This window comes from Mesorhizobium sp. M4B.F.Ca.ET.089.01.1.1, from assembly GCF_004022605.1.
Classification (GTDB): Bacteria; Pseudomonadota; Alphaproteobacteria; order Rhizobiales; family Rhizobiaceae; genus Mesorhizobium; species Mesorhizobium abyssinicae.
In genome coordinates, this window is the sequence record NZ_RZOS01000635.1 from 1 (window position 1) to 2,527 (window position 2,527).

Annotated in this window: 3 protein-coding genes and 1 pseudogene; 3 read left to right on the top strand and 1 reads right to left on the bottom strand. The window is 64.3% G+C overall.

The features are described from left to right. The 3 genes from EN780_RS31930 to EN780_RS31940 form a co-directional block, all read left to right on the top strand. On the top strand, window positions 1-470 hold a 470-nt coding region (locus EN780_RS31930; protein WP_128276264.1), incomplete at its 5' end, for a TOBE domain-containing protein. 8 nt (window positions 471-478) lie between these two features. Further along, window positions 479-1,450, top strand: coding sequence for an ABC transporter permease subunit (locus tag EN780_RS31935; RefSeq protein ID WP_127309771.1), 972 nt, complete (start codon window positions 479-481; stop codon window positions 1,448-1,450). Then, complete coding sequence (locus tag EN780_RS31940; protein ID WP_127284455.1) at window positions 1,447-2,265, top strand: ABC transporter permease subunit; 819 nt, start codon at window positions 1,447-1,449, stop codon at window positions 2,263-2,265. The genes EN780_RS31935 and EN780_RS31940 overlap by 4 nt, the downstream gene beginning before the upstream one ends. 24 nt (window positions 2,266-2,289) lie before the next feature. On the opposite strand, the pseudogene EN780_RS31945 reads toward EN780_RS31940, so the two are convergent. Next, window positions 2,290-2,527, bottom strand: a pseudogene (locus EN780_RS31945) (AsmA family protein); the annotation flags it as partial.

Here is a 2,527-nt window from a genome sequence, read left to right on the forward strand (position 1 = left end):
CCATAATGGACAAGGGCGAGGTGATGCAGGTCGCGACGCCGGTGGAAGTCTATGAGGCCCCCACCTCCCGCTTCGTGGCGCATTTCGTCGGCAACGTGAACATGTTCGAAGGCAAGGTCGCCGAGCGGGCGGCGAACACGACGCGCATCACCGGGGCGACCGGAGCCCAGATCGTCGTCGAGAATGGCGGCAATACCGCCGCCGGCGCCGACATCGTCTTCGCCATCAGGCCGGAGAAGATCAAGGTTTCGTCGAAGAAGCCGGCCGATGCGGTCAACGCGCTTGAAGGCGAGGTCTATGACGTCGCCTATCTCGGCGACATGACCGTCTATCACATCCGGCTCGACGACGGACAGATGGTGCGCGCGAGCGCCATGAACGCCTCGCGCGTCAGCGAGGATCCGCTGACCTGGAACGATCGCGCCTGGGTCTCCTTCCGGCCCGACGCCGGCGTTGTGCTGGCACGGTAGAGGCGATCATGTCGAGCGCCGCAACCGCTGAAACAACCTCGCCGGCAGCCGATGCCGCCAAATCCCCGCTGGCCAGACTGGGTTCGGCCTTCGTCAACCGCCTGGTCATCATCGTCCCCTATCTCTGGCTGCTGTTCTTCTTCCTCATCCCGTTCGTCATCGTCTTCAAGATCTCGCTATCGACGACGGCGATCGCGATGCCGCCCTACACGCCGGTGCTCGATTTCAGCGGCGGCATTTCCGGCTTCTTCGGCCAACTGAAGCAGCTCGGCGTCGACAACTACACCTGGCTGACCGAGGACGCGCTCTACTTCAACGCCTATGTGACCAGCCTGATCATCGCCGCGATCTCGACGGTGCTGACGCTGATCGTCGGCTATCCGATCGCCTACGGCATGGCGCGTGCGCCGGCGACGATCCGGCCGACCTTGCTGATGCTGGTGATCCTGCCGTTCTGGACCTCGTTCCTGATCCGCGTCTACGCCTGGATCGGTATCCTCAAGCCGGAGGGCCTGCTCAATCAGCTGCTGCTCGCCACCGGCGTCATCAGCCAGCCGCTGATCATCCTCAACACCTACACGGCGATCTTCATCGGCATCGTCTATTCCTACCTGCCGTTCATGGTGCTGCCGCTCTATTCGTCGCTGGAGAAGATGGACTATTCGCTGATCGAGGCCGCCAAGGACCTCGGCTGCCCGCCGACCAGCGCCTTCTGGAAGATCACCTTCCCGCTGTCGCTGCCCGGCGTCATCGCCGGCTGCCTGCTGGTCTTCATCCCGGCGGTCGGCGAGTTCGTCATTCCCGACCTGCTCGGCGGTTCGCAGACTCTGATGATCGGCAAGACCTTGTGGAACGAGTTCTTCGCCAATCGCGACTGGCCGGTTTCGTCGGCCGTCGCCGTCATCCTGCTGCTGCTGCTGATCGTGCCGATCATGCTCTTCCAGCAGGCCCAGGCGCGCGCGCAGGAGCAGGGCAGATGAACGCCACCTGGAGCCGCTTCAACATCACCTCGGTCGTGCTCGGCTTTGCCTTCCTCTATCTGCCGATCGTGCTGCTCATCGTCTTTTCCTTCAACGAATCGAAGCTGGTCACCGTCTGGGGCGGCTTCTCGACCAAATGGTACGTATCGCTGTTCCACAATCAGGGCCTGATGGACGCCACATGGGTGACGGCGCGCGTCGGCGTCATCTCGGCCACCGTGGCCACCGTGCTTGGCACGCTGGCGGCCATCACCTTGACGCGCTACACGCGCTTCAGGGGGCGCATCCTGTTTTCCGGCATGGTCTTTGCGCCGCTGGTCATGCCGGAAGTCATCACCGGCCTGTCGCTGCTCCTGCTCTTCGTCGCCGTCGGCCTCGACCGCGGCTTCCTCACCGTGACGCTCGCCCACATCACCTTCACCATGTGCTTCGTGGCCGTCGTCGTGCAGTCGCGCCTGGTTTCCTTCGACCGGTCGCTTGAAGAGGCGGCGATGGATCTCGGCGCGCCGCCGGTGAAGACATTCTTCCACATCACACTGCCGGTCATCCTGCCGGCGATCATCTCCGGCTGGATGCTGGCCTTCACGCTGTCGCTCGACGATCTGGTCATTGCCTCCTTCACCTCGGGGCCGGGCGCCACCACGCTGCCGATGAAGATTTACAGCCAGGTCCGTCTCGGCGTGACGCCCGAAATCAACGCCGCCTGCACCATACTGATCGCGGTCGTCGCCGTCGGCGTCATCATCGCCTCTGTCGCCAACAAGCGGCGCGAGGTCCAGCGTCAGCGCGACGAGCAGGCTGCGCAGCGCGGGTAGGGGGCGTCGGGGTCAGGCGCGAACTTACTCGCCGGAAACGCCGCGGCTGATCGGCGAGATGAATGGCGTGCTCCAGGTGCCGCCGACGAAGAACAGCGACTGGTTGGGAGCCTGGGGAGGCTGACTGGTCGGCTGGCCGCTAGGCTGCTGCTGCGCCGGCTGTCCGCTCGGGGTGACACCGCCCGACAGCGCCAGCCCGCGTCCGGCATAGGAGGCGATGCCGGACAGCCAGATCTTGGATTTCGCCGAATTGGCTTCGGCC

Coding starts and splice junctions, on each gene's coding strand:
- EN780_RS31935 (WP_127309771.1), top strand. CDS start 479: ATGTCGAGCGCCGCAACCGCTGAAACAACCTCGCCGGCAGCCGATGCC.
- EN780_RS31940 (WP_127284455.1), top strand. CDS start 1,447: ATGAACGCCACCTGGAGCCGCTTCAACATCACCTCGGTCGTGCTCGGC.